Source organism: Coprobacter sp. (assembly GCF_982436375.1).
This window is the reverse complement of the sequence record NZ_CEWDCG010000165.1, coordinates 1-6,903: the sequence shown is the minus strand read 5'-3', so window position 1 is coordinate 6,903 and position 6,903 is coordinate 1. Positions and strand designations below refer to the sequence as shown.

Sequence of the window (6,903 nt, the reverse complement as noted above, 5' to 3'; positions counted from 1 at the left end):
TCTCTAAAAGCACAAAATACCTTGTACAAATCGGAGAATGCTCCCAGGCCGGGAGACAAAATCACAAAAGAGCGCATTTCCTATTTCGATCCCGGAGAAAAAGGAGATAAAAAAATCTGGTATTTCGATCATCTCACGACAGAAAAAGAGCGATATGAACTAAGATACAGCGGTAACGACAGTTTACTGACGGGACATGAGCATTTAACTTTTTACAGATACCAAATGCAAGAAGACTCCCTGTTAATTACGGGAATGGAAAACCGCACGATGATACAAAAATCATATTTACCGGAATTATCGGTGAAATATCCGTTCCGTTTCGGAGACCGTTTCGAAAGTTATTTTTACAATGTCGGTGAATATCAACATAATATCGACCTCACCGTATCGGGAAAGAGCATTGTAGAAGCCGATGCCGAAGGCATGTTGATAATAGGCGAAGATACATTAGAAAACATACTGAGGGTACACACCCTGCGCAAATCTGTTTCCGAAATAAAGATTCCCGAATGCAGCTATATGTCTGAAGATTCGGTCACGGCAAAGCTACGCTCCCGCCCCGACAGCATAGATTACCGGATAGCCAACGACACGCTCGTCATACTCACCGACACCTACCGTTGGTATGCCGCAGGATACCGTTATCCTGTTTTTGAAACAATAGAAAACAAATTGATACGGAACGGGAAAGAAGAACCCCATTTCCGCACGGCATTCTACTATCCCCCCGATGAACAGTATTACACACTGCCCGAAGATGTGGAAAACCTGTTGCGCCGTGAAAAAATAGAAGCAGAGAAACTTGCCGCAAAAGACAGTTCTGAAAACGAAAGTGTCATACCCAAATCGAAAATAAGCGAATATAAACTATCCGGCAATAAAGCCGGAGGAGATCTGATTCTGGAATATACTTTGACCGAAAGCGCAGATGTGGAAATAGCTCTGTGCAATGCCCAAGGACAGTTATTGAAAATGTATCCCAAAGAGACACAGCAGGCAGGTTATTACCGCAAGGAAATAAAGATAAACGGTTCTATCTTCGAACGCTATGTAATAAGATTTATCATCGACGGACAACCGGCAGGAGAAAAAATATGGTCTGAATAAAATTACTTATCCCATGAAAAGAATACACATCACCCGCACATTGCATCTGTTAACAGTCGCTTTATGCATATTCTTCCCTGATAAAGGAAATGCAGACAATCCGATAATTATCAAACAGCCGCAAATAGTTCCGGTTTCGCCCGAAGCGGAGGCCGTACGAAAATATGTCAGCTATCCGGTCGATTACTGTACCGGACTGGTCGATATAACCATCCCGCTATATACCATAAAAGTAGGCGACATAGAACTGCCCATAACCTTATCTTATCACTCGAGCGGACTCAAGGTGCGGGAATTGAGCGGATGGGTAGGAAGCGGATGGACATTAAACGCAGAACCGTCGATAATGCGGGAAATAAACGGAATACCCGACGATGCCCCGAATGGAGGTTTTCGTACAGGCAAATACCTTACGGAAAAAAACTCTTTCGATAAAATGAAAGAAAACGAGAAAGTAAAATTTTTCAAACGGATAGAGAACAAAGAGATCGACAGCGAGCCCGACCGTTTTTTCTTCAAGTTAGCGAAACAGCGCGGATCATTTTATATCCCGGTGATTTATGACAGCCGTACTTCCAACCGTTCTATATATCCGAAATTTCTTATCTGCCCTTATGAACCGGTACGAATCAACAGTGGAATTTTCGACTTTGAAGAAAACGGATTTTTGATGTCCGACCAAGACGGCATATCATACTCATTCGGAGGAGAATATAATAACCTCACCGAAAAGACCGGAGATTATAGCACACGGTGGCTATGTAAAAGAATGTCTTCCGGCTCTACCAAAGCTGCCATAACATTCAGTTACTCGGGGTTTATGGCCAAACCCATATTATCCGGTGAATATCCCTCTAACTACGTCGCCATGGAAGATGACAAATACGGTTATCGGCTTATCATAAAACGAGGAAGCCAAACATCATACGGAACGATCAACAGTGACGGTACGGTGAGCATAGGCTCAAGCTATGCAGGAAATCAGCCTTATAAGGTTCAAAGTCCGTATCATGCAGATTATATAAAAGAACGAAAAATCAAAACGATAAACTTCGATCACGGCTCTGTCACTTTCAATATGGATACTCATGGAAATCTCGGAGAGATGATCGTGAAAAGCAAAACCGGACAGGTGATCAAACGCATAAAGTTCTACGTATCCCCGTACAATTCGAGCCCATATAAAACGAAACTCGATTCTATCGCTATTACAGATGCCGGAGAAACGAAGAAAAAATATTACCGGTTCAACTACTTCAAGCCCGAAAATGTCCCGGACGAAGCCAGTTATGCCATGGACCATTGGGGATATTATAACGGCAGGCAAAAAACACAAGGGTATGACCGGGAAATTTACGCTCCTTACGGAAGATACAGTTATAAAGATCATAAAGGAGAACACTACTTCACATTCGGCAGCAATGCCCGAGAATGCAGGGAATCCTACATGAAAGCGGGAATCCTCACCCAAATTCTCTCTCCCGAAGGCGTATTCACAACCTTCGATTACGAAGTAAACCGACACGGGAAAAGCATAGAGCGGTATATGGACGGACACAAATCCGATACGATTTTCTATACAGGCGGATTACGCATACAAAAAATAACCGAAATGAATTTCAATAACAATGGACTGTCAAAAACTCGATTTTTTCATTATAGAGCTTATAAATTCCCTGATGCCCGTTCTACCCGCTCTATCGAATATTCCGGAGACGGCTGGGGCATTCCTAAAGTCGGTCTTTCGGAACGCGACTATTGCGTAGAACAACGCCTGTTGAAAATAAATCCTACAACCGGAACTCAAGAAGAGTGCCGGTTGCGGACATGGGCTTTCGCTCCCGTATCGAACATCACGTTCGGAAACGGAAGCTCGGTATTGTATCCGTATGTAACGGAACGGATAGTCACCTCTTCGACAGAAACGAGGACAGAATACACTTTCGATACGCCTTCTTGGAACATATTCGGCGGAGGTCGCAACGACCCGTTCGACCCCAGATATCAAATCAGACAAGACATCAGCCGTCCTTTCGATCCGGATAACGGTGATGACATGTATTACTATGGCGGTCGTCTTATAAAAAAGGAGATATTCGAAAATGACAAAATAGCGGAAAGGCACGAATATGAATATTCAGGATACCAAGGTCCGAAAGATAAAGAATTTTATTATGTTGCCATATCACGTCCCTATAAGACCCGGGTATGCAATTTGGAAGAATATCAATCTAAGTATCAAGAACAGTACAAAGAGTGCGGATGGGGAAAGACAGTAGGAACAACCCGCCTGAAACGGGAAAAAATCACACGTTACTCCGATACGGGAGAAGCTGCAAATACGATTACCCAAGAGTACATATACCGGCCGAATACAGAGTTTCCCGAAGAATACTTCGATGATAGTCCGGAACTGAATACCCAATTCCATGCTACCGCTCACCTGAATCCCCTTGCCATGAAAACGACTACAGGTGACGGAAAAGAGGTTATAGAACGGTTCAACTACGCAAACGAGGCTGTCAGTTCTCCGTTATATGGGTACAAGCGTATATACAATAACGACTCTACCATGACTGCCTGTTCTTATTCCGGACAAAAACCGTTGAAAGCCCGCACATGGAATGACGAACTGCAAGCATACGAAGACCGCCTTTGCTATACTTATGACAGCTATGGGAACGTAAGTTCCGTAACGACCGACGGACGCACCTATACTTGCTACCTTTGGTCATATTGCAACCAATATCCCATAGCAAAAATCGTCAATGTCACTTATGATGCATTACTTTCGGCATTAGGGAAAGACAAGGCTTGGGTAGAACAGCTCGGAAATATGACATCTCCCGATACCGAAATGGAGACGATCAACTCTCTCAGGCAGAAACTTCCCGAAGCGCAGGTATATACTTATACGCACCGCATTTTGGTCGGAGTAACCTCGATCACCGAACCCGACGGAATGACGACTTATTTCGAGTACGATACATTCGGACGTGTCGTCCGTTCCTATATTTTAGAAAACGGAGTACCCAAGACATTATCCACCAATGAATATAACACTCCGAAATTCGGACGGATAGATATTATAAACGTTGACTGATATATATAAATCTAAAATGTTCGGAAAATCATGAAAAATCGAAATTATTTTCTTATTTTTATTTTTGCCTGCTGCTCGGGAGTTGTCTGTACGGCAGAAGGGCAGAATAAAAACAGACACTACGTAAAAAACCGGATCATGACCACCGAGGACGGAAACAGTTTCAGGGAAAAGGTGTTGTACTACGATAATTTCGGAAAGCATACGGAAACCGTGCAGGTAGGCGCTTCTCCACAAGGGAAAGACCTGCACTTCACCTTCGGTTATGATATTCTCGACAGGCCTGTCAGTGAATCGTTGCCGCTACCTGACGGAAATCGAAATTATTACGGGGATGCATACTATTATTCCGGATGTGTCTACGGAAACTCCTCTTTGAATCGGATTCGTGAATCTTACGGACCCGGAGCGGCTTGGAGGGATAACGGGAAATCGGTCAAGACTGAATATCTCGTCAATGCGGATTCCGGAGACCTGTCTTGTGCTGAGTTCCGGGCGGAAGATAACGGAGAGGATGTCAGACTCATCCGAAGCGGTTTGTATGCTGCCGGTGAACTGTCGGTAGCCCGGACAACGGACGAGGATGGGAAAGTCGTATATACTTTTACCGATTTCGAAGGGAAATTGCTCCTGACACGAAGAATGAATGGGACTGAACCGCACGATACGTATATCGTGTACGATGACCGGGGGCGTAAACGGATCGTTTTGCCGCCTCTGGCAGCCGATGAATTGACAGCTACGGCAAGCTGGGGGTGTAACAGTTCCGAGGTAATTAAAAAATACGGGTACGTGTATCGTTATGACGGTCGTGACAGGGTGATCGAGAAAAAGTTGCCCGGCTGCGATCCCGTGCATTTCGTTTATGATCGTTCCGACCGCCTTATTCTGAAACAAAACGGGAACAACCGAAAAGACGGGGTATGGCAATATTATCAATATGACGGACTGGGGCGGGAAGTGATCTGGGGGGTACTGCCCTCATCGGCCGGTAGGGAAGATTGGGAGGTGATATTCCGGGATACGGTTTGTTGCGAACGTTTTATCGGTTTAGGACAGGACGGGAATTTCGGATATACCAATACGGCCGCTTTTAATGAATCCCGGACTCCCTTGATCGTCAGCTATTATGACAGCTATGCTTTTGAAGCGTTGTCGGATTCGTTCTTGACTTATGTCGATAAGCCTGATTTCGGTAAACGTATCGAGCGGCCCTCCGGTAAACTGACCGGACAGATCATCGCTCTTTTAAATAATCCTGAACTGAAAGAGCATGTGACCCTTTATTATGATAATCGGGGAAGGGTTATTCAGACCAATGCCTGCTCTGTTTCCGGATTCCACAATTACAGCTTTACCAAGTACGACTTCATCGGGCAGCCTATATCCGTGCGGAAAGAGCATTACTCCATATATCCCGCTAAGGCTATACTTGAACCGGAGGCGACTTATGACCATACGATCGTCTATGATTATGAATATGACCATGCCGGACGGCTAACCCGGTTATATCAGACTTTTGACAAGAACGAAAGAATCAAGATTGCCGAATATCGATATGACGAAGCCGGAAGGTTGGTCGGGAAAGTGCTGCACGACGGAAAGTTCGATTGTAAGTACGATTATAATATCAGGGGATGGTTGACAGAAATCGACGAGCCTTTTATGAACGAGAAGATATATTATAACGAAGATCTTCCGGAGGGTGTCGAGCCTCTTTATAACGGGAATATCGCCGATGTCTATTATTCGGCTCACGACAGCGCGCACTTCAGACTGTCTTATGACGGGCTGAACAGACTTACCGCTTCTCAACAATATACTCGGGACGGCGTCAAAACTGCTGCGGCCGAGGCTTTTACTTACGATAAAATGGGGAATATCACTTCTATCGTCAGAAGTACGCAAAATCCTCAACCCGATTATATTAACCGAGTGCAGTTGTTTTATGACGGCAACAGGATCATCAGAGGGGAAGGTTCGCCTTATTCCGGAGGATATAATGATATGGTATATCCCAATCTGGTAGGAAAAGATGTCGAGTATGAGTATGATCCGAACGGAAACTTGATCAAAAATGAGGACAACAGAATTTCCTTGACGACCTATAATCTGCTGAATCTCCCCCAAACCGTCGCCTTTTCTGACAAAAGCTTATCGGTTTTCTATTATATGGCCGACGGAAGAAAGATTCGAAACGCTACCGGGGCTTATTCGATAAGCACGGCCGTTCCTATCGACTCCGTGATCAAGAATACCGACCCGTATATCTCCTATATGTCCGAATGGAACGACGTGTATTGGTATCAGAGGACGCAACAGAAGTATATAAATACGCCCGAAGGGAATATAGAGGTCAGCACAGGTAGGAAGATGTCTTTTTCTTATTATTATACCAGTAAGGATCATCTCGGATCAATTTGGCACTACTGGAACAGTTTGAACAACAGCAGAGCTAATATTTATTATCCTTCGGGGATTATGCGGGAAAAGAGAAGGTCGCCTTACAATTACGGACTGACAGGCAAGGAAATCGTTTATGACAACGGGCTGGACGAGTACTTCTTCGGGGCTCGTACTTTGTTCGCGCCGATAAACCGTTTCAACCAGCCCGACCCGCTTTGTGAAGAGTATTATCATATAAGCCCTTACGCCTATTGCGCTAATAATTTCATTAATGCGCTTGATCC

3 protein-coding genes are annotated in these 6,903 nt (G+C 44.5%); all 3 read left to right on the top strand.

The annotated features are described in order from the left end of the window. Nucleotides 1–1,110 (top strand): hypothetical protein (locus AC1WHX_RS09305; RefSeq protein ID WP_481229218.1); only part of this gene is annotated, 1,110 nt, incomplete at its 5' end. A gap of 13 nt (nt 1,111–1,123) precedes the next feature. Then, on the top strand, nt 1,124–4,213 hold the full coding sequence (locus AC1WHX_RS09300; protein WP_122338258.1) for an RHS repeat domain-containing protein: 3,090 nt from the start codon (nt 1,124–1,126) through the stop codon (nt 4,211–4,213). 30 nt (nt 4,214–4,243) lie between these two features. Next, nucleotides 4,244–6,903: DUF6443 domain-containing protein (locus AC1WHX_RS09295; RefSeq protein WP_481229216.1), on the top strand; the 2,660-nt coding region annotated here is incomplete at its 3' end.

Bases quoted from the DNA above. Each gene is read 5' to 3' on its own strand.
- AC1WHX_RS09300 (WP_122338258.1), top strand. From the start codon at position 1,124: ATGAAAAGAATACACATCACCCGCACATTGCATCTGTTAACAGTCGCT.